The organism is Micromonospora sp. AB353 (assembly GCF_049538395.1).
Classification (GTDB): Bacteria; Actinomycetota; Actinomycetes; order Mycobacteriales; family Micromonosporaceae; genus Micromonospora; species Micromonospora aurantiaca.
Genome location: NZ_JBMVFV010000034.1, coordinates 15,026 through 34,300 on the forward strand (window position 1 = coordinate 15,026; position 19,275 = coordinate 34,300).

General features: G+C 67.8%; 21 protein-coding genes. 13 read left to right on the forward strand and 8 right to left on the reverse strand.

Annotated features, from left to right (window positions below; all coding sequences use genetic code 11):
* Window positions 1-3: 3 nt before the first annotated feature.
* From ACPCK6_RS15910 to ACPCK6_RS15920, 3 genes are all read right to left on the reverse strand, one after another.
* Entirely contained in the window at window positions 4-867 is an 864-nt protein-coding gene (locus ACPCK6_RS15910) for an alpha/beta fold hydrolase (protein ID WP_423481485.1), read from the reverse strand.
* A 110-nt stretch (window positions 868-977) separates the two neighbouring features.
* Window positions 978-3,098, reverse strand: coding sequence for a cellulase family glycosylhydrolase (locus ACPCK6_RS15915; RefSeq protein WP_423481486.1), 2,121 nt, complete (start codon window positions 3,096-3,098; stop codon window positions 978-980).
* 92 nt (window positions 3,099-3,190) lie between these two features.
* A complete protein-coding gene (locus ACPCK6_RS15920; RefSeq protein WP_423481487.1) occupies window positions 3,191-4,231 on the reverse strand; it encodes a saccharopine dehydrogenase NADP-binding domain-containing protein in 1,041 nt (346 codons plus the stop codon).
* 94 nt (window positions 4,232-4,325) lie between these two features.
* On the opposite strand from ACPCK6_RS15920, the gene ACPCK6_RS15925 reads away from it, so the two are divergent.
* From ACPCK6_RS15925 to rox, 3 genes are all read left to right on the forward strand, one after another.
* Window positions 4,326-5,264 (forward strand): helix-turn-helix domain-containing protein, encoded by a 939-nt coding sequence (locus tag ACPCK6_RS15925; protein WP_423481488.1) that lies wholly within the window; start codon window positions 4,326-4,328, stop codon window positions 5,262-5,264.
* 39 nt (window positions 5,265-5,303) lie between these two features.
* On the forward strand, window positions 5,304-5,570 hold the full coding sequence (locus ACPCK6_RS15930; protein ID WP_396879853.1) for a hypothetical protein: 267 nt from the start codon (window positions 5,304-5,306) through the stop codon (window positions 5,568-5,570).
* A 112-nt stretch (window positions 5,571-5,682) separates the two neighbouring features.
* Entirely contained in the window at window positions 5,683-7,110 is a 1,428-nt protein-coding gene (gene rox / locus ACPCK6_RS15935; RefSeq protein WP_423481489.1) for a rifampin monooxygenase, read from the forward strand.
* A 25-nt stretch (window positions 7,111-7,135) separates the two neighbouring features.
* On the opposite strand, the gene ACPCK6_RS15940 is transcribed toward rox, so the two are convergent.
* Window positions 7,136-7,648, reverse strand: a complete 513-nt coding sequence (locus ACPCK6_RS15940) for a hypothetical protein (protein ID WP_423481490.1) — start codon at window positions 7,646-7,648, stop codon at window positions 7,136-7,138.
* A 136-nt stretch (window positions 7,649-7,784) separates the two neighbouring features.
* Here ACPCK6_RS15940 and ACPCK6_RS15945 point away from each other — a divergent pair, with 136 nt between their 5' ends.
* From ACPCK6_RS15945 to ACPCK6_RS15970, 6 genes are all read left to right on the forward strand, one after another.
* Window positions 7,785-8,411, forward strand: a complete 627-nt coding sequence (locus ACPCK6_RS15945) for a DUF1963 domain-containing protein (RefSeq protein WP_423481491.1) — start codon at window positions 7,785-7,787, stop codon at window positions 8,409-8,411.
* A 51-nt stretch (window positions 8,412-8,462) separates the two neighbouring features.
* On the forward strand, window positions 8,463-8,786 hold the full coding sequence (locus ACPCK6_RS15950; protein ID WP_396879849.1) for an ArsR/SmtB family transcription factor: 324 nt from the start codon (window positions 8,463-8,465) through the stop codon (window positions 8,784-8,786).
* Window positions 8,783-9,262 (forward strand): SRPBCC family protein, encoded by a 480-nt coding sequence (locus ACPCK6_RS15955; RefSeq protein ID WP_396879848.1) that lies wholly within the window; start codon window positions 8,783-8,785, stop codon window positions 9,260-9,262. The genes ACPCK6_RS15950 and ACPCK6_RS15955 overlap by 4 nt, the downstream gene beginning before the upstream one ends.
* A gap of 76 nt (window positions 9,263-9,338) precedes the next feature.
* Window positions 9,339-9,557, forward strand: a complete 219-nt coding sequence (locus tag ACPCK6_RS15960) for a tautomerase family protein (RefSeq protein WP_423481492.1) — start codon at window positions 9,339-9,341, stop codon at window positions 9,555-9,557.
* A gap of 475 nt (window positions 9,558-10,032) precedes the next feature.
* Window positions 10,033-10,212, forward strand: coding sequence for a hypothetical protein (locus ACPCK6_RS15965; RefSeq protein WP_423481493.1), 180 nt, complete (start codon window positions 10,033-10,035; stop codon window positions 10,210-10,212).
* Between the two features lie 233 nt (window positions 10,213-10,445).
* Complete coding sequence (locus ACPCK6_RS15970; protein ID WP_423481494.1) at window positions 10,446-11,141, forward strand: proteasome protein; 696 nt, start codon at window positions 10,446-10,448, stop codon at window positions 11,139-11,141.
* 418 nt (window positions 11,142-11,559) lie between these two features.
* On the opposite strand, the gene ACPCK6_RS15975 is transcribed toward ACPCK6_RS15970, so the two are convergent.
* On the reverse strand, window positions 11,560-11,958 hold the full coding sequence (locus tag ACPCK6_RS15975; RefSeq protein WP_423481495.1) for a hypothetical protein: 399 nt from the start codon (window positions 11,956-11,958) through the stop codon (window positions 11,560-11,562).
* A 301-nt stretch (window positions 11,959-12,259) separates the two neighbouring features.
* Between ACPCK6_RS15975 and ACPCK6_RS15980 the strand changes: the two genes are divergently transcribed.
* A complete protein-coding gene (locus ACPCK6_RS15980; protein ID WP_423481496.1) occupies window positions 12,260-13,564 on the forward strand; it encodes a hypothetical protein in 1,305 nt (434 codons plus the stop codon).
* Between the two features lie 821 nt (window positions 13,565-14,385).
* Here the strand turns inward: ACPCK6_RS15980 and ACPCK6_RS15985 are convergent.
* Window positions 14,386-15,684 carry an AlbA family DNA-binding domain-containing protein gene (locus ACPCK6_RS15985; protein ID WP_423481497.1) on the reverse strand — a complete coding sequence of 433 codons (1,299 nt, stop codon included), beginning with the start codon at window positions 15,682-15,684 and terminating at the stop codon, window positions 14,386-14,388.
* A 244-nt stretch (window positions 15,685-15,928) separates the two neighbouring features.
* Between ACPCK6_RS15985 and ACPCK6_RS15990 the strand changes: the two genes are divergently transcribed.
* Entirely contained in the window at window positions 15,929-16,396 is a 468-nt protein-coding gene (locus tag ACPCK6_RS15990) for an HDIG domain-containing metalloprotein (protein WP_423481498.1), read from the forward strand.
* On the opposite strand, the gene ACPCK6_RS15995 is transcribed toward ACPCK6_RS15990, so the two are convergent.
* Together ACPCK6_RS15995 and ACPCK6_RS16000 are read right to left on the reverse strand one after the other, a co-directional pair.
* Window positions 16,393-16,863 (reverse strand): NUDIX hydrolase, encoded by a 471-nt coding sequence (locus ACPCK6_RS15995; protein ID WP_423481499.1) that lies wholly within the window; start codon window positions 16,861-16,863, stop codon window positions 16,393-16,395. The genes ACPCK6_RS15990 and ACPCK6_RS15995 overlap by 4 nt on opposite strands.
* Window positions 16,864-16,889: 26 nt before the next feature.
* Window positions 16,890-17,639, reverse strand: coding sequence for a helix-turn-helix domain-containing protein (locus ACPCK6_RS16000; protein ID WP_358193583.1), 750 nt, complete (start codon window positions 17,637-17,639; stop codon window positions 16,890-16,892).
* A gap of 195 nt (window positions 17,640-17,834) precedes the next feature.
* Between ACPCK6_RS16000 and ACPCK6_RS16005 the strand changes: the two genes are divergently transcribed.
* Window positions 17,835-18,164, forward strand: coding sequence for a hypothetical protein (locus ACPCK6_RS16005; protein ID WP_208576504.1), 330 nt, complete (start codon window positions 17,835-17,837; stop codon window positions 18,162-18,164).
* A gap of 120 nt (window positions 18,165-18,284) precedes the next feature.
* Window positions 18,285-19,214, forward strand: a complete 930-nt coding sequence (locus ACPCK6_RS16010) for a hypothetical protein (protein ID WP_423481500.1) — start codon at window positions 18,285-18,287, stop codon at window positions 19,212-19,214.
* Window positions 19,215-19,275 lie beyond the last annotated feature (61 nt).

Genomic DNA, 19,275 nt, shown 5'->3' on the forward strand with positions numbered 1-19,275 from the left:
CGATCAGGCGTCGAGGATCTCCCGCAGCCGGCGCGCGAACGCCTCCGGCTGCCCGGCCTGGCCCATTCCCTCGCCGAGGAACCCGCCGTGGTGGCTCGGGAAGACCGCGGGTTGTCCGCCGAGCAGCTCGGCGGTGGCCACCGACGTCCGCGCGGTCAGCGTCTCCGCCGACTCCTCGCCCACCGCGATCACCACGCGGGTCGGCGCGGCGCGCAGCGCGTCGGCGTCCGGCCGGTAGACGGTGACCGCCGCGGACCGGTCGGAGAGCAGCGGGTCGTCCCGGTTGCCGTCGTCCTCGGTGGGCAGCCCGAACGCGGCCGGGTCCGGCGCGGGCTGGGCGAAGTAGTCGCCGGTGAACTCGCCCCGCCACGACGTCAGGCCGATGAACGCCGCCATGCCGGCGCCCCAGCCGTTCCTCCGGTACGCCTCCTGGCAGGCGGCCATGGCCCGGCCGGCCGCCTCGGCGTCGGGGAGCAGCGCGGTCAGCGGCGGCTCGTGCGCCACCAGCGTGGTCACCACGTCCGGGTACGCGGCCACCAGGGCGAGCGCTGTCACCGCGCCGCCGCTGCTGGCGAACATGTCGACCGGGCCCACGCCGAGGGCGTCGACGATGTCGCGGACGTCCCGGGCCTGCACCTCGGGCCGCGAGTCGTTCCGGCCGTCCTTGCGGATGCTGCGGCCGAGCCCGCGCGGGTCGTACGTGATGACGGTGCGGTCCGGGAAGTACGACGCGAGCGTGGTGAAGCCGTCGGCGCACATGGGCTGGCCGATCATGAACAGAGGGCGGTGCCCGGCCTCGGCCGCCTCGGGGGCGTGTACGTCGTAGACCAGGTCGACCTCGGGCGTCTGGAGAGTGAGCGTCTTCATGCCTCTGTCGACCGGCGCCGGCCCCGGAAGTCATCGGTCCGGCGCAAACCGGTGCCGGGCGCGGCTCGCGGCGGTGTCGACGCCCACCGCCGCGAGCCGTGCCGTCGGGGTCAGCTCACCGTGCCGGTGACGGTGCTGCCGGACTTGGTGACGTAGTAGGTCAGCTTCGTGCCGCTCCAGAAGTGGAACGTCAGCGTGACCCGCTGGCCGTCGTTCACCTCGGCGAAGAACTCCGGCTTCAGGGCGATCGTGTTGCCGGTGTAGTTCGGCGCGAACGTCACGTCGAACTCCTTGTACGAGGTCCAGTTGTGCGGTCCGGCGTTGCTGCCGTCGGCGTACTTCGCCTCCATCGTGGCGAGCTGGTCGCCGCGGAACTGCGCCGGGAGCGTGAACGCGGCGGTGGTGCCTGTCGCGTTGGAGAGCACCGGCGGGTCGTACGTGATGATGCTGATCCGCCACGGCACGCCCGCGGAGAAGCGGGCCGTCAGGTTGGCGTTCACCCCGTACGCGCGGGAGCCGACCAGCCGGGTCAGCGCCGACGCGGTGAGCGTCAGGGTGCTGCCGGAGACCGTGTAGTCGGTGCCGTTGACCAGGTCGGTGGTGCCCTGGCGCAGCCCCTGGAACGTGGTGCCGTTCAGGTTGAGCGTCAGGCTCTTGGCGGTGATCGTGCCGGTGCGCGGCACGTACACCTGGTCGCTGGACGCGGTGCCGGAGCGGGTCGTCCAGCTCGACTTGATCTGCGCGAACAGCTCGGGGTCCTTCCACACGAAGGACGTCCGGTCGAAGTGCTGGCCGTTGTCCCAGAGCTGGGTGGTCAGCTTGCGGCTGCGCGCGTAGTGGCCGAGGAACTCGAAGAACTTCAGCTTCTCGCCCTGCTCGATGGTGCCGGTGTGCCGGTCGAAGCCGAGCAGCCCGTACTCACCGATGATCACCGGGATGTTGCGGGTGACGAAGGCGTTGTAGACGCGGTCGAACTGGTCGGTCAGGTCCTGCTGGACCGTCGCGTCGAACCGGGTGCCGCCGGCGACGTTCACGCTGAACGGCCAGTACCCGTAGAAGTGCACGGTGGCGATCAGGTTCGGGTCGTTGAGCGTGTTGAACGTGCTGACCAGCTCGTCCACCCGGGCCTGCTCGGAGGAGGTGTGCAGGGTCGGCAGGACCAGCAGCCGGGTGGCGTTGCCGCCGCCGGACTGGCGGACGATGCGGTGGAACGAGGTGTTCAGCTCGTTGAGCAGGGTGGCGTTCTGCGCGTCGCCGGAGCTGCCGGTGAACTGCGGCTCGTTGACGCTCTCGAACGTCAGCCTCGGCGAGGAGTCCTTGAACGCGGCGGCGATCTGGGTCCAGAGCGCGTTGTAGCGGTTCAGCACGCCTGTGCGGTCGGTGGGCATCGTGTTGATCCACTGCCACGAGTCGTGGTGGATGTTGAGCACCACGTAGAAGCCGTCGGCGAGCGCCCAGCCGACCACCTCGCGTATCCGGTTCAGCCAGGCCGCGTCGATGGTGTAGTTCGGCGCGGCGCCGTGGTGGTTGCTCCAGGTCACCGGGATGCGGATGCTGTTGAAGCCCTGCGCGCGGACGTTGTCGAGCAGCGCCTCGGTGACCCGCGGGTTGCCCCACGCGGTCTCGTCCGCGCCGACCGCGTCGAAGGAGTTGCCGAGGTTCCAGCCGGGCTGCATGGCGGCGACGGCGGCCATCGCGTTGCCGGCGGGCGGCGGGGTCGTGGGCGGTGGCGTGGTGGGCGGCGGGGTGGTCGGGGGCGGCGTGGTCGGCGGTGGCGTGGTGGTCGGCGGCGGGGTGGTTCCGCCGACGCCGCCGGTGCAGGCCACGCCGTTGAGCGAGAACGCGGTGGGCGCGGTGTTCGCGCCGGACCAGGAGCCGTTGAAGCCGAACGAGACGCTGCCGTTCGTGGCGATGGCGCCGTTGTAGCCGACGTTCGTGGCGGTGACGTCGGCGCCGGAGGAGGTGACTGTGGCGCTCCACGCCTGGGTGACCCGCTGGCCGGACGGGAACGTCCAGCGCAGGTTCCAGCCGTTTATCGGGTCACCGAGGTTGGTCACGTCGACGTTCGCGGTGAAGCCGCCGGGCCACTGGCTGGCGGTCGTGTAGGTGACGCGGCAGCCGGCCGCCGCCTGGGCGTTCGTCGCCAGCACGGCGGTGCCTGTCACGAGTGCCGCGGCGGTCGCGGCGACCAGGCCGACCCGCAATCGGGCGGTACGGGGAGAGCGGAACATGGTGGTTCCTTCGTGGTGGGGTGGGGCGCGTGGACGGGAAGGCGGGGCGCGCACCCGCCCAGCGCGAGAGTAAGTTTGGAATCCAAACATTGTCAATCGTCAGACGTGGATACGGGAGCACGTGAGGCGGTCGGCAGTGCCTCGACAGTGAGGTGCGCCGACAGCGCACGCAGGAAGTCCGTCGCGTCGAAGATCCGGCCGGCCGACGCGACACCGGTCGCCCGCGTCCGCCCGGTCAGGATCCGGTGGACCGCCTCGACCGCGAGCGGCGCGCTGATCGCGTAGATGTCCTGCCCGTGGGCCACCACCCGCCGGCGGACGTCACCCGCTCGCACCACCACGTCGACGGTGAACGTCTGCGCCGACCGGCCACGCCCGTCCACGGCGGCCGGCGCCTCCCCGGCGGCCAGGTCCCCCGCCGCGTTCACGGTCATGTACGTGCACACCTCCGGGATGTCCAGGTGGCTCGGCACGGTCACCACGTCGGCCATGGTGAACTCGCCCAGCACCGGCCGGACACCCAGCGGCGCCGGGAACTCCCAGTCCCGCCGGGGCAGGTCGCCGTCGGCGTACACCAGGCGCCCGCCGGTGAAGCGGACCCGCCGGCCGTCGCGGCGCTCGCGCGAGACGACGCCGGAGGCGACCGTCCCGGCCGTGGGGTGCCAGCTGCTCAGCCCGTACGCGACGTGCGCCTCGTCGGCCGCCGTCCAGTCCCCCGTCGCGGCGGTGACCAGCAGGTCGCCGAGTCCGCCGAAGAACGCCATGGCGGGCACCACAGCGACTTCCGCGGCCTCGGCACGCTCCGCGTAGTGGGCGAACGTGTCCCGGTTCGCCTCGATCTCGGCCGCCACGTCGACGTAGGGGACTCCGGCCCGCAACGCGGCCTCGATCAACGGGCCGGCGGTCGAGGCGAACGGCCCGGCGCAGTTGACCACAGCCGCCGCCCCGGCCAGCGCCCGGTCCAGCGAGCCCGGGTCGTCGACCGACGCCACCCGCTGCGCCACCGCCGGGAATGCGGCCGCGAGCCTCCCGGCGTCGCGTCCCACCGGCAGCGGCTCGTAGCCCCGCTCGCGCAGCTCCGCCACCACGAACCGTCCGGTGTGCCCGTACGCCCCGAACACCGCCACCTGCATGACGTTCCCCCTCGAAGATCGATTGGATTGATCCTTGCCGGGATCCGACGACCGGGACAGTGGCGCAAACGCCAATGCCCGTACAGTTTCGGACATGACCCTGATCGCGCTCGCCGCCACCGACGGGATGCTGCACTTCGAGCTGGCGGCGGCCTGCGAGATCTTCGTGCGCGAACCGACCGGCCTGGCCGACCCCTGGTACGACCTGGTGGTCTGCGGTCCCGGCCCGGTCGGCGTCGGCCGGTTCGCGGTCACGCCCGACCACGGGCTGGACCACCTCGCCCGCGCCCACACGGTGATCGTCCCGGCGATCGAGGACACCGACGCCGAGCCGCCGTCCGACCTGGTCGACACGGTCCGCGCCGCGCACGAGGCGGGCGCCCGGATGGTCTCGTTCTGCACCGGCGCGTTCGTGCTCGCCGCCGCCGGCATCCTCGACGGGCTGCGCGCCACCACCCACTGGGCGCACACCGACGCCCTCGCCGCCCGCTACCCGCGCGTCCAGGTCGACCCGGACGTGCTCTACGTGGACAACGGCGACGTGCTCGCCTCCGCCGGCAAGGCCGCCGCCATCGACCTGTGCCTGCACCTGATCCGCCGCGACCACGGCTCCACAGTCGCCAACGCCGTCGCCCGCCGCCTGGTGGTGCCGCCGCACCGCGCGGGCGGCCAGGCCCAGTACGTCACCACCCCGGTCCCGGCCCGCGAGGACCACCCGCTCGCCGCACTGCTCCCCTGGGCGCTGGCGCGGCTGGACCGCCCGCTGACGGTCACCGACCTCGCCCGCCAGGCCACCATGAGCACCCGCAACCTGGTCCGGCACTTCACCGCCGCGACCGGCGCCACCCCGTCGCAGTGGCTGGCCACGCAGCGCATCCGACGGGCGCAGGAGCTGCTGGAGAACACCGACGACAGCATCGACGCCGTCGCCGAGGCATCAGGCATGGGTACGGCGACGACGCTGCGCCGGCACTTCCAGCGCACCGTCGGCGTACCCCCGGACACCTACCGCCGCACGTTCCGCCGCGGCTGACCGGGTTGCCGGCGCGCCGGCCCGGGTAATCGATCCATCATGGATCGGATCACGGGGTCGAAACAGCGTTTGTGGAACACCTATCCGGAGGCCACGACCGGGCAGTGGACGACGGCCGTCGTCGTGGCCCTGGTCCTCTCGATGCCGACCGGCCTGCTCTGCGTGTGGCTGGCCACGTCGCTGCTGAGCGGAACCCACTGGCTGCTCCAGACGCTCGCCTTCGCCGTCGTCGGCCTCGTCATCGGCGGTGGCGCCCTCGTCCTGCTGACGAAGCTCGCCGAACGCGGCGGTCGGCGGTCGGCCTGAACGAGTTGCGCGCCTTCCCCTTCTTCGGGGCCCGGACGTTCCGGCACTGAGGCTATGGTCGGTTCGTGCCGCCCACGGGGACGGTCGCCTGACACTCGGCACGGGGGCAGATGTGTTCGACGTGATCGTGGTCGGCGGTGGGCCGACCGGCATGATGCTGGCGAGCGAGCTGCGCCTTCAGGGCGTCGGCGTGCTCGTGCTGGAGCGCGACGCCGAGCCGCCGCCGTACGTGCGCTCGCTCGGGCTGCACGTCCGCAGCATCGAGGTGATGGACCAGCGTGGGCTGCTGGAGCGGTTCCTGGAACACGGCGGCACGCACCCGATCCGGGGATTCTTCGCCGGCATCGACAAGCCTGCCCCCGCCGACCTGGACACCGCCCACCCGTACGTCCTCGGCATCCCGCAGACGCTCACCGACCGGCTGCTCGCCGACCACGCCGCCGAGGTGGGCGCCGAGATCCGGCGCGGCAGTGCGGTCACCGGGCTGGAGCAGGACGACGACGGCGTGACGGTCCACCTCGGCGACGCCGGCGTGCCGCCACTGCGGGCGCGGTTCGTCGCCGGCTGCGACGGCGGCCGCAGCACCGTCCGCAAGCTGCTCGGCGTCGGCTTCCCCGGCGAGCCGTCGACGATCGACACGCTGCTCGGCGAGATGGAGGTGACAGCGCCGCCGGACGAGATCACCGCGATCATGACCGAGGTACGCCGCACCGAGAAGCGGTTCGGGCTCGGGCCGTCCGGCAAGCCGGGCGTGTTCCGGGTGGTCGTACCGGCGGCCGAGGTCACCTCGGCGCCGCCGACGCTCGACGACTTCAGGCGGCAACTGACCGCGTACGCGGGCACCGACTTCGGCGTGCACTCCCCCCGATGGCTGTCGAGGTTCGGCGACGCGACCCGCCTGGCCGAGCACTACCGGGTCGGGCGGGTCTTCCTGGCCGGCGACGCCGCGCACGTTCACCCGCCGCTCGGCGGGCAGGGGCTCAACCTGGGCATCCAGGACGCGTTCAACCTGGGCTGGAAGCTGGCGGCGACGGTGCACGGCTGGGCGCCGGACGGCCTGCTTGACACCTACGAGACCGAGCGGCGCCCGGTCGCCGCCGACGTGCTGACGAACACCCGCGCGCAGATGCTGCTGACCACTAACGAGCCCGGACCCCAAGCCGTGCGTCAGGTGCTGGCGCAGCTCATGGACTTCGACGAGGTCAACCGCTTCCTGATCGAGAAGGTCACCGCGATCAGCGTGCGGTACGACGCCGGCGAGGGGCATGCGCTGCTCGGGCGGCGGCTGCGCGACGTACCGCTGCGGGAGGGACGCCTGTACGAGCTGATGCGTACCGGCGGCGGGTTGTTGATCGACGGGACCGGGAAGCTGTCGGTGGACGGCTGGGCCGACCGGGTCGGGTTCGTCGCCGGCACCGGCGACGAGCTGGACGTGCCGGCGGTGTTGTTGCGGCCGGACGGGCACGTGGTCTGGGTGGGTGACGACCAGCAGACCTTGGACGATGCTCTCATCAGGTGGTTCGGCAGCGCGACGAGGTGAGCTGCCGCCGATCGCCCGAGGGCGTTCAGGGTCCGGTCGTCCGGTAGCCGCGGAGCGCGGCTTCGGCGAGCCGAACGCGCATGCTCTCGTCGCCCAGTCGCGGCCCCGGCACCACCGCGAAACGGTAGCCGCCTCCGCCCTGGTTCGGTGACGCGACGGCAGGGCACCTGCTGATGAATGCCCGCAGGTCCGCCATCGCCGACGGAGTACCGGTCAGCCGGCTGGCCGACAACAGCGGAATCATGTCCGTACAGGGCACCTCGGGGCCGGGGCGCTGCCGGCCCGTATCCGAGTCCATCACCGTCGCGATGTCCACAGTGAAGCCTGGTGGCAGCGCGTCCGTGGTCACCAGCCGCGCCGACAGTGCCGCGGAGTAGCCGGCGCCGCCGGTCGCCGGAACCGCGGCCGCCGTCCCGGTGGTGGGCGTGCCGGTCGCCTGGGCCGTGGAACGGCCGGCGTCGCCCGCCGGACGGTCCGCCGGATCAGCGGTAGCGGGTCCGCACGCGGCCACCACGCAGACCGTGCCCGCCGCGCCCAACCTCCGCAGCACCGTCACTCCATCTGTCGTACGGACGCGTCAGGCTCCCAACGGACGTGGCTCCGATCGGCCGCCCGGCTGAGGGCCGACCTCCGGACGGACCCGGGCGCACCCGCGCTCCCTTATGCTGCGCCGCGTGACGGTTCTGATGATCTACAGCGGTGACACGGCGCCGGACGCTCCCGGCACACGTACCGGCGGTGTTCCGCTCGTGCCCGCGGGCTTCGAGTGGCCGGTGTGCGACGAGTGCGACGGATCGATGCAGTTCCTGGCCCAGGTCCGACTCGACGACATCGACGCGGACGACGACGCCCTCTTGTCGATCTTCATGTGCCAGAACGATCCGGGTATGTGCGACGAGTGGGACGCGACAGCCGGCGGCAATCGCGCGTTCGTCTTCCCTTCCGGGGCGTTGGCTCCGTCCGCCGTGCCCTCCGGCGACACCGTCCTGCTGGCCGAGACGTCCGCCGTCACGTACGTGCCGATGCGGGACTCCGACGGCTACGACGAGGCGCGCGAACGCTGGCGCGGTGAGTCCGGCCGGCCGCTGCGAGACGTCCTCGGGCAGCTCGGCGGACTGCCGGCGTGGCTCCAGTTCGACCAGACGCCCACCTGTCCCGCCTGCGCCCTGCCCATGTCGTTCGTCGTCCAGCTCGAGGAAGGCCACGATCACCGCACCGGCTTCAACTTCGGCGGCGGTGGCTGCGGGTACGGATTCCGCTGCCGGCCGTGCTCGACGGCCGCGTTCCTGTGGCAACAGTGACCTGCTTCTCAGGCTTGACGAACGGCATTGGTAAGTCATAGCTTACCGTTCGTGGCCACTTACCAAACCGAGGACGGATGGGACGCCCTGGGCGACCCGACGCGGCGGGCGATCATCGCGTGTCTCGCGGAGCAGCCGCGGGCGGTCGGCGAACTGGCCGCGGTGCTGCCCGTCAGCCGGCCGGCGGTGTCGCAGCATCTGCGGGTGCTGAAGGACGCCGGCCTGGTGACGGACCGCACGGCGGGCACAAAGCGTGTCTACCGGCTCAATCCCGCCGGCGTGGCCGCCTTACGAGATCAGCTCGACACCTACTGGAGCCGCGCGTTGGACGGCTTCAAGGACGTCGCCGAGCGTCCTGACGAGGAGGAATCATGAGCGGAGCGGATGCGGTGGTGCGACGGCAGCTCGTGGTCGACGCACCGGTGGAGCGGGCTTTCGCGGTGTTCACGGAGCGGTTCGGCGACTTCAAGCCGAAGGAGCACAACCTGCTGTCCTCGCCGATCACCGAGACGGTGTTCGAGCCGAAGGTCGGTGGGCACATCGTCGACCGCGCCGAGGACGGCAGTGAGTGCGCCTGGGCACGGATCCTCGTCTTCGAGCCGCCGGACCGGCTCGTCTTCAGCTGGGACATCAGCCCGGCATGGCAGCTCGAACAGGATCTGGAGAATGCCAGCGAGGTCGAGGTCCGGTTCGTCGCCGAGACACCGCAGCGCACCCGGGTCGAGTTGGAGCACCGCAACCTGGACCGACACGGTCCGGGGTGGGAGTCGGTTCGTGACGGCGTCGGCCACGACGAGGGCTGGCCGCTGTACCTGGCCCGCTACGCCGACCTGTTCACCGAGGCCGGATAGCACGTGCCTTGGCAGCCGCCGGCACGATTGTTCACGAGCCTCGAAAGGCTCGGAGAGGCACTGGCAGACTGCCGCCATGCCGTCCGAACTGCCGTCGTGGACAATCAAGCACTTCTCGCAGGCCAACCCGGCCGGGCCGGGTCAGGACAGTGTCCCGGCCTTGCTACGCCGCATCGCCGACAGCATCGAGCAACGGCCCGGTATCGAGGTGCAGGACGTCGTCATTCAAAACGAGATCACTGCCGACGGTGACTGGTGGTCGGCCACCGTCTACTTCCACGAGCCGTCGCCGTAACGCAACCGGCCGGCCGCTCGACCGCGTCGCCGCCAACGGGCGGCAGCCTTCCCGTAGTCCGGCCACGGCGACAATCTCTACGCGTAGCGCGAGTCGCCGAGTCCGCGTACCGTCCGGTGCCGCGGGTTCCGGTCGCACCCTCGCCCGGATCGGTGTTCGGAGGTTGGCGTGTCGGATTGGCAGAAGCTGAGCCAGCAAGTGCGGTCCCATATGGCGCGCAGCCGCCGGCGATCGGACCGCCTTCAAGCCGATCGCTATCACTCTCGGCGAGTTCTATCGGAGCGAGTACTGCCACAACGACGGACAGGAGGGCCCGGACGACGCCGACGACGACCCAGCAGCGGCGGCCCTCTTCGCCGCCGAGTGCTACCTCCACGGAGAGCCGGTCTTCGCCGCGTACGTCGCGGGTCGGGCGATAGACGCCGTCGAGTGCCGCATAGAGCTGGCGTCTGAGGACTGCACCGGTGCCGAGCCGGTGGACTCCGACGCCGAGGTGCTTGCGGAGGTACGGCAACAGCTTGCCGACCTCGACGCCCTCGCGCCGTACGCCGCCAAACTCTCGTCCGCACGGTTAGGTCTATCCGCTGACGAGCAGGAGCGCCTCTTGACCGTCCTGGGCGACATCGTCACCGCGCCGGCCGCCCTCAGCGAGTAACCGTTCCGAGCGGAGCCACCACTGTTGACGTCGGTGCTCAGCATCGCGACGCGGAGGGGAGTTGGCAACAACTTGACCCGCGACGACGCAAGCCTGTTAGCACGTTGACCTGACGCATTTCGCAGCCCTCCGACGGTCCACTCCACGAGTGGGCCAACACTCGTCTGGGTGTAGGCAGGCGGGATGCCGGGTACCTCGCGCCTTACCCCTTACCCCTGCGCAGGAGGATCCCCATGACCGTCGTACTCGCCGTTGTCTGCAAAGACGGAGTGGTGATCGGCGCGGACTCCCAGATCACCGAGAGCGACCGCGGTCTGAGCTTCCCCGCGCAGAAGCTGCACCCGCTGGGCGACTGCGCCGCCTGGGGCGGCAGCGGCGCGCGAGGAGTACTCAACGACCTGCGCCCCCTACTCCAGGACTCGGCCACCGCCATCCTCGAGGCACCCGACATCGGCGGCGAGTTGCAGGAGCGCGTCCTGCCCGTCTTCAAGAAGCATTACGAGAAGTACATCCCCGACGTGCCCGGCGAGGGCGCCGGTGGCGGGGTGTCGGCGTACCTGCTCGCGGCCGGCTTCAGCCAGGGCGGCCCGTGGATCGTGGAGATCAACCCGAACGGGCTCATCGGCCGGTACGAGGACGTGGGCTTCCACGCCATCGGCTCCGGTGCGCCGATGGCCCAGCAGGCCGGCGCGCTGCTGTCCCACTTCCGGATGACCACGCGCACCGTCGAGTACGGCGTGGTGGGCGTCGTACGGGTGCTGGAGGCGCTGGAGCAGACCTCGCCGTCGGTAGGCGGGCCGTTCAGCGTCGCGTGCATCCGCGAGGAGGGCGCCCACCACCTCGACGAGAAGGAGATCGCCAAGGCGCTGAAGGACGTCAAGCGCTGGCGTGACCTCGAACAGGAAGCGCTCGACCGGCTGTTCGACTGACAGCGCGTACGAGATCGGAAAAGGCCGTCTCCCACCACGGGAGACGGCCTTTGAGCTGGGTGGAGCTGAGGGGATTTGAACCCCTTACACCTTCTGCGGGCAGAGATCATCGCGAGTCGGGCACTCCTGCGGCGCGACCTGCACAACCGCCCTCAAGACCTCTCGATGTTTTACACGGCTTGTCGCTCTGATTTGTGCCGGATCTGTGCCCGATGATCTTCGTAACCGGGACTCGCCTCAGCTCTGCCCGTCGGCGGCCACCACGACCGCGTGACCTCCAGAGATCGGCGGCCGGGTTCCGTTCGGCGGCCACCACTGGCCGGTGGTCCGGTACCGCTCCTAGCTGCTCTGCTTAGTCCGGTCGGTTGCTGTGCTTCGCTGCTGTACCGCTCCGCCGACCCGCGGTCATGCTGGCCGACTATTTCTTAAAGAGCCCGATGATGCTGACCACAGTGCCAACCACGAAGCTCAGGGTGGCGATCTTTGCTTGACCACCGGTCCAGAGTCCTTCAGTCTTCTGACGCCACCCCAGGGACCACCACTCGCGCCCCAACTTCTGCCACTTGTGCTGCCGGAGGTGGCATCCCAGGATCAACCCGGTTGAGTTGTTGCGGCAGAACTCAACGACGCTGCCGCGCTTCCGGTTGATCGCGCCGCAGTACACCGGAGCCTGGAAGAGGACGAAGAAGAGCAGCAGGCCTAGAAGCACCGCGTATGCAGCCGGGCCAAACTTGGCGTTGCCGAGGGATAGGAGGAGCACGGCCAAGACCGCGTAACCCCAGTACTGCCAAAGTTTTGACTTACCGCGGGAAGCCATATTGCAGAAGGTACTGACGTCTGCGCGGAACGTGAAGATGTTCCGAGCGTCGGTGATCTGACAGACACAACCGCTTCCAGCGGTAGTCATCTACGCCAGAGGTGAAGCCAAGCAAACGGGCACGGGCACTCTGACCTGCCGCCAGGACCGTCGTGGTTAGTCATCGATAGTCGCCGCCGGTTCCCCTTCGGCGGCCTGCCTACGGCATGATCTTTGCCTCCGGGCGCAATCTCACCGGAGCCGGAGGCTGCACGGTGCAGCCAGCTTACGTAAGGCGATTCGATCAGCCACAATGGACGGCATGGCCGATCAAGAGTTCGACTCCGTGGTAGAGCGGCTGCACAACATCAATTTGGCACTCAGCGCGTTAGGGAGGCTATCAACGGCAACTCACGACGACGGCGTGCCCGACTACGCGGACCGGCTTGGCATGGAGGTGCTGGAAAAATCAGCAACCCATGTCTCCGCAATCCTGGGGAGAAGGGTGACGCCAGCACAGCTAGCGCAGATAGCAGAGAGTGGCGCGACGGACATTCTGACCGCAGCCTTCACGCGCGAGCAAACCAAGATCAGAAGAGCGTTCGAAAAAGCGATCGAGGCGTCATTGCAACCGGGCATAAATCAGCCTCGGGGTCGTCAGGCCGGCTCAATTGCAAGAATCGCCTTGGCAATCGGCATCGGCGTCTTAGCAGCCACCACCGGAGCACCTTTGGCCGCACTCGCAGTAGGCGAGCCCGTGACCAAGGAAGCCACCAAGTTGGCGATCACGGGGGCGGTCTCCGCCCTGGTAGCCGAAAGCGCGAATCGCGTTATTCCCCCCACTTCTCACCCCCCACAAGGCGGTTTTCCACTCACCGATGTCGTCTGGCCGAACACACCGCAGGACCATGAAATCGACCGATCAGCCGTAAAAATTGCCATGGCCAATCAAAAGCTCGACTCCGTGGCAGAACGGCTGGAAAACATCAATTTGGCACTCATCGCGTTAGGGAGGCTATCAACGGCAACTCACGACGACGGCGTGCCCGACTACGCGGACCGGCTTGGCATGGAGGTGCTGGAAAAATCAGCAACCCATGTCTCCGCAATCCTGGGGAGAAGGGTGACGCCAGCACAGCTAGCGCAGATAGCAGAGAGTGGCGCGACGGACATTCTGACCGCAGCCTTCACGCGCGAGCAAACCAAGATCAGAAGAGCATTCGAAAAAGCGATCGAGGCGTCATTGCAACCGGGCATAAATCAGCCTCGGGCTCCTCAGACCGGCTCAATTGCAAGAATCGCCTTGGCAATCGGCATCGGCATCTTAGCAGCCACCACCGGAGCACCTTTGGCCGCACTCGCAGTAGGCGAATCCGTAACCAAAGAACTCATCAAGGCGGCGATCACGGGGGCGGTCTCCGGCCTGGTGACCGAAAGCGCGATTCGCGTTATTCCCCCCACTTCTCACCCCCCGCAAGGGGGTTTTCCACCCCCCACAGGCGTCCGGGCGCCACTACCGCAGTACGATGAAATCGACCGACGTTTGAAGCAGTTACGACCCAAGACCGAGCAACCTCCAACCAAGGGCGACCACACACCTAGAAGAACTGACGGCCCCTCGCTCTAATACTCTATCTTTGCGTCGGTAGTTCATCGAACTAGTGATCCTCGGCGTGAAGGAATGGTCAGGGGGCGGACGTGCGGCCGGAGAGCCTGCAACCTCGCAATATCGTCTGCCGTCATTCGGCTCTGTCCGGCGTCGTCCGCCGCGCTCATCACTCCACTAGTCACCCACGCGGCCCTCGCCCCACTCCCCCGACTGCCCCTCCCAGCCATCCCGTCGGCCTTCGTCCGCACACCGTGGATCAGGTGGGGCCTGCCCGGTCAAGGTGGAGCACCCAACGTCTGAACGACCTTGACCGGGCAGGCCCCACCTGCTCGGCTTCGCCCGGACGAAGGTTGTCGGGATGGCGCCACCATCCCGGAGTGCCCGAGGACCCCGCCGGAGGCACTGCCTGTGTCTCGATCAACGCGAAGCCCCGGAACTGCCATCAATCATGGCGGCCCGGGGCTTCTTCGTATGTCGCGCCGCCGGCGGGCTATCACCGATCGCGCTGTGGCCGAAGGCCTAAGGCGCGAGCGGCGGGCCATCGGCCCGGCCCAGGTTCGGCGGCGCGAGCGGTCCGCGAAGCGGGCCGCCTTGATCCCGTACAGAAAGTTCTCACAGAGATCTTCGCCTGCATCTTCGCCTGCTTCTTCGCCTGCTTCTGTCCTTCACCGGCTTCTGTCCTCCGCCGGCTAATGCGCAGCACTCGTCCGCCAACTGATCTGAGACACCTAGCCACTGGTCGCGGGAGCGAACCGGATCAAAGGTGGGACGGTCACCCCGCGTATGCGCGCGGTTTGGCCGCATAGCTCGCGCGTGCGAGTCCCTTCTGGCGAGGCGAGTCAACGATTGCCGAAGACTTGATCTTGCCAATCGCTCAGGACTTGGTCACTGATGTTCGCGCCGAACTGGCGAAGCAGTTGTTGCGTGATCTGTACGCCAACTCTGCGGGGATTTTCGATTAGGCGGGCCGTTTCAAGGGTCTCGATCGCTTCCAGCGTTCGAGCATTCACGACGTAGTTGTCGTTCAACTCCCGGTCAGGGCTGCCCGATATCAGCTGCCTACCGCCGATTTGAGCCAAAGCGACAGAAATCGTGACCGTTTCACACTCCAGCCGAGTCCCAATTCGAGCAGCAAATTCGGCCACCTCAACTGAATAGAGAAGAACGTCCCAAACGGCAACGGCTCCAGAGGCGTTTGGCACGTGCGGTTTGAGGTACGGGCTTTCCTCAAGGTCGGTAGCTAATGCGCGCCGATGCAGGAATTGACCGCTCGTGCACGCACGCCACGATTCGAGGTGCGGGACACCCCCCGGCCCAATATCTTGACCGATCCATTCTCCGTGTCGCACGATCGGGGTACGGGTTTCCACGAAGGGAACGGGCCAGCCGCGAAGTCGGACGACGTTCTGCAACACATATTCTTCGAGATTGGCCGGAGATACGCGATTACGCATGTAAGGACCGGGCTGGATGGCAACATCAGTATGGCCTAGCAGCAGTACTTGCTCTGCCACGGCTGTCGGATCGGCCCAAGCACGCTCGGCTTCCTTTAGGAACTGCTCCCGTTCGTTTTCCTCAGTTCCAGCAGTCAAGTGGACCCCAGCCACGCCAGCTCTGCGGATGAACTCTCGCACGCCCTTGGTGATTGCCAGGTCAAGCACTTCCCGCATTTCAGTTGGGGACGGAACGGGGACGGACTCCGGCTTGCCGCGTGGACGTACGTACATCATGCCTTTCTGCAGGATGTCTTGGTAGTCTCGCCGGCATAGGTGAGGAATATCCTCGAACTCCGCAACTTCAATCGCCACCACATCGATACCGTTGACAAGTTGAATCGGATAAAGATGGAACGCGACTGGCGGATCGGCATACCGAGCCAGCGCGTCGTTGACGTTATCGAAGTCGGACCACCCGCTAAGTTGCGTGGCGCTCAGGCCGGGAAGCATATCGACCATGCGTTTGTCATCGATGCCGATGCAGATCAGCCCTCCATCCCGGAGGTTGCCGAGGGCAATCGCTGCTCGGGCAACTTTTGCACAGTAAGCCTTGTTGTCTAGGTCGCCCGGGCCTTTGACCTCAAACGAGCGAATTTCATGGCCAAGGGTCAGGAGTTGCTGTACGTCATCGGGCGTGACCACCAGGTGAGGATACTCCGGGTCCACCGGATCACCGAGGCAAGTGGGCGGCAGCGGCGGGAGCACGCTCTCACCGCAGAAACGCAACGGGCAAGTGCCCGCCTCTCGACTTGCATGAGGGCCTGGTCAGCCTCTACAACTGCGAGCGCCAGAGCCGTAGCCTGACACGGTGAACCATCTAGCTCACCGAGCCGCTCACCTCTCTGAGCAATGCCTGTCGACAGCTCTCCCTCGTAGGTGGAAGCACGTGCAGGCTGTCGGAGCGAAGGCTGAGAGCCTTGGCCGACTCGTTGGCGATGACGCGGAACTGCTCGCAGCTGCTGGGTGGCTGCATGACATCGGCTACGCCCCGAACGTCACTGACACCGGCTTCCACGCCCTGGATGGTGCTAGATGGTTGCTCCGGCATGGCTTCCAGCCGCGTCTGGCGAGCCTCGTCGCCCATCACTCGTGCGCCTCTTACGAAGCTGAGGAACGAGGGTTGAAGCATGCTCTCATGGCGGAGTTTCCCCTTGAACAGTCACCGACGTCCGACGCTCTCTGGTTCGCCGACATGACTACCGGGCCAGACGGTCAAGACCTGACCGTAGATGAACGGCTGGCGGAGATCCGCGAGCGATACGGACCGGATGACCTAGTAACGCGCTTCTGGGTGAAGGCGGAAGCGCCGCTGTTAGAGGCTGTCCGTCGGACGGAAGAACGGCTTACTGCCTAGCCGATGTACGGGTGCTGCCGGTTTTCGAAGCCGTGATCGATCCGAAGCCGCATCGAAGGGTGGATCGTGAGGTCGTCCAGCTCTTCGCGTGCGACCCACCGGACCTCCGAGGACTCGTCGCTCGGCGTCGGCTGACCGCTGACGTAGCGCCCTCGGAAGCAGATCGAGAACTGCTGTCGCACCTCGCCGTCGCTGTACTCGACCACATGGTTCGGGTTGGTGTAGATCCCGACCACGCCGGTCACCTCTACCTCTACGCCGGCCTCCTCCCGCGTCTCACGGACGGCCGTCTCGGCGATGTACTCCCCGAAGTCCTGGCCGCCGCCGGGCAGGGCCCAGAGTCCGTTGTCGGTCCGCTGGATGAGGAGTACCCGGCCCAGCTCGTCCTGCACGAAGACGGTGACCGCGACAACGATGCTGTTCGGCTTCGGGGCGTTCGGGTCGTTGAAGTGCTCGGTCCGGGCCATGGTCCTAGCCTCTCATCGGCGGCAACTCAGTGCTCAGGCCAGACGGCCCGCTTCTTTCCGAGTACCTGCTTGAAGCTGGCGACGTAGTTGTCGAACAGCTCCGCTCCGCCGATGCGCCGGAGATGCAGCACCGGGGCGTAGGCGGCGGGTGTGCCGTAGAGGTGGGTGTTAACCAGCATCTCGTCATCGAAGCGGTAGATGGAGTTGTAGAGGATCGTGTCGTGGTAGTAGATCCCGACGGTGTCCAGGTCTCGTAGCTCTTTGTAGAAGGCAAGCGCGTTCAGAATCTTGCTCGACATGGCAGCGCCGATGCCCTCGTCGTTCCCCCGCTCGGCGATGTGCTTGCCGTCGGGATCACCGAATAGCAACTCCACCTGGGCGCCTGCGAGCGCCTTCTCGCGAAGCGTCGGCACCCATCGGTGGTTGAACTCGGGCAGGAACAGGCCGCCGTAGACCAGGACGCCGATCTGTCGGGTGGCCTTCTCCAAGAGCTGCTGCCAGAGGTCCGTCGGGACGGCTCCGCGGCGAGGGTAGATGTGGACCACCTCGGACTGGCTGACCTGCGCCGCTCGCTGCGCCGGCAGAGCGTCCGGCCAGAGGTAGGACTCGCTCTCGTCTAGCAGCTCAGCAATCGTGTGGCGATAGCGCGGGTATGGGTTCCGGTCCTGGGTGATCCACCGCTCGACGGTCTTCGGGTCGACACCAAGTCTTTCCGCGAGTGCCCCAGGCGTCAGCCCTTTCGTCAGCATCCTGCTGCGTAGACGGTCGTTCGGCATGGACGCTCCTGCTCCTGAACAACGGGACGACTTCAGGGACGACTTACGTTAGCAAGGACGTCCCTAGTCGTCCATATCTCGTGGTGAACTCGTCACTACCGATCGACGCACTCTGATTCCAGGAGAGCTGCCGTCCAGGGAGGACGTATCTGGCCCGGCGATACGGGCTCAGCTCACGAGTTGAAGGAGTCAGTCATGGGACGTCTGCTGCTGGACACCTCGCGGGTGTCGTACGAGGTGTCGGTGAACCCGGTGCCGAAGCTGGACCAGAACGGTCAGCAGAAGTTCGACCGGGAGACGAAGAACCCGATGTGGACGGTGCACCTCTACGCCCTGTCGGAGGGTGCTGCGGAGGTCATCAACGTGACGGTCGTGAACCCGGTGATGCCGCCGGTGACGGTCCGTCAGCCGGTGGTTCCGGTGGACCTGGAGGCGCTGCCCTGGGTCAACGACCGGGACGGCAAGGTCCGTTCGGGTGTGGCGTTTCGGGCCTCGGGTCTGACGCCGCTGGACACCGCCGCCTAGCGGCGGGCGTGTCATCTGCTCCAACAGAAGTAGTGGTGGACACGGGCTCGCTGGTGATTGGCGTCGTCTGCGAGCCCGCGTCCTGTCAACAACTCCGGTCCCGTGTTGGGAGGACTTGTCGTGTCCAAGTCTACGTCGCGGTCCCCGTTCGGCTGGTCGAACCGTGGGGGCAACGTCACTGTCATCGAAGCTCCGATTGCCCGTTCCTACCGTCGTCGGGCCATCATCGCGTTCTGGGTCACCCTCGGGGTGGTCGGCCTCCTGGCCGCCATGGTGGCCTCTGAGTACATGCACCCGATCCTGGGTGGACTGCTTGGCGTCGTGCTCGGCGCTGTGCTTGGCGCGGTGGTGTTCGCGCTGGTCGTGGCGTGGCCGGTCCTGCGTGTCTTCTGGCACTGGCTGCCGGAAATCGGGCTCGGCCTGGCCGCCGTCTACGGCTGGACTGCGCTGATGCAGTCGACCCCGCTGTGGGGGTCGCTGCTCGTCGTCGCCCTGGTCGTCGGCGTGCCGGCCGCTGTCGGCCCGGTTCGCCGCCGTGTCATGGCGCTCGTGTGGTGCCTGGTGGTGCGGCACCGGCTGCGGCTGTGCTTCGCCGCGTTCATCGCCACCAACCGGCACGGCTCGCTGCCGCTGATCCTGCCCGCGAAGCCGACCCCGGCCGGTGAGCGGGTGTGGGTGTGGCTGCGTCCCGGTCTGTCCCTGCGGGACTTGGAGCAGGACGGCCAGGTGCAGAAGCTCGCCGTCGCCTGTTGGGCCAGCGAGGTCCGCGTTATGCGTGCCTCCCGCCGCTACGCCGCTTTGATCCGCCTGGACATCACCCGCCGCGAACCCCTCGCGGCAACCATCGTGTCCCCGCTGCCGGACCACGTCCCCACGAACATGCCCGCCAACGCCCCCACCTCCCCGGGCATGCCGCCTGTCGGACTGGACCTGCCCGACGTGCCGGACACCCCGGCCACCCTCACCGCCGAGACCCCTCGGCCGCGCAAACCGCGCAACCCCACCACCGAGGCGAGCCCGAACGGGTTCGACCCCTCCGACTACGCCTGACCGCCGGGACGGCGCGGACCACGCACCCCTACCGGGTCGAGAGTCCGCGCCCTTCCCACCT

Bases quoted from the DNA above. Each gene is read 5' to 3' on its own strand.
- ACPCK6_RS16005 (WP_208576504.1), top strand. From the start codon at position 17,835: ATGGGACGTCTGCTGCTGGACACCTCGCGGGTGTCGTACGAGGTGTCG.
- ACPCK6_RS15920 (WP_423481487.1), bottom strand. From the start codon at position 4,231: ATGCAGGTGGCGGTGTTCGGGGCGTACGGGCACACCGGACGGTTCGTG.
- ACPCK6_RS15910 (WP_423481485.1), bottom strand. From the start codon at position 867: ATGAAGACGCTCACTCTCCAGACGCCCGAGGTCGACCTGGTCTACGAC.
- ACPCK6_RS15995 (WP_423481499.1), bottom strand. From the start codon at position 16,863: ATGGCCCGGACCGAGCACTTCAACGACCCGAACGCCCCGAAGCCGAAC.
- ACPCK6_RS15930 (WP_396879853.1), top strand. From the start codon at position 5,304: ATGGATCGGATCACGGGGTCGAAACAGCGTTTGTGGAACACCTATCCG.
- ACPCK6_RS15980 (WP_423481496.1), top strand. From the start codon at position 12,260: ATGGCCGATCAAGAGTTCGACTCCGTGGTAGAGCGGCTGCACAACATC.
- ACPCK6_RS15925 (WP_423481488.1), top strand. From the start codon at position 4,326: ATGACCCTGATCGCGCTCGCCGCCACCGACGGGATGCTGCACTTCGAG.
- ACPCK6_RS15955 (WP_396879848.1), top strand. From the start codon at position 8,783: ATGAGCGGAGCGGATGCGGTGGTGCGACGGCAGCTCGTGGTCGACGCA.
- ACPCK6_RS15915 (WP_423481486.1), bottom strand. From the start codon at position 3,098: ATGTTCCGCTCTCCCCGTACCGCCCGATTGCGGGTCGGCCTGGTCGCC.
- ACPCK6_RS15960 (WP_423481492.1), top strand. From the start codon at position 9,339: ATGCCGTCCGAACTGCCGTCGTGGACAATCAAGCACTTCTCGCAGGCC.
- ACPCK6_RS16000 (WP_358193583.1), bottom strand. From the start codon at position 17,639: ATGCCGAACGACCGTCTACGCAGCAGGATGCTGACGAAAGGGCTGACG.
- ACPCK6_RS15975 (WP_423481495.1), bottom strand. From the start codon at position 11,958: ATGGCTTCCCGCGGTAAGTCAAAACTTTGGCAGTACTGGGGTTACGCG.
- ACPCK6_RS15970 (WP_423481494.1), top strand. From the start codon at position 10,446: ATGACCGTCGTACTCGCCGTTGTCTGCAAAGACGGAGTGGTGATCGGC.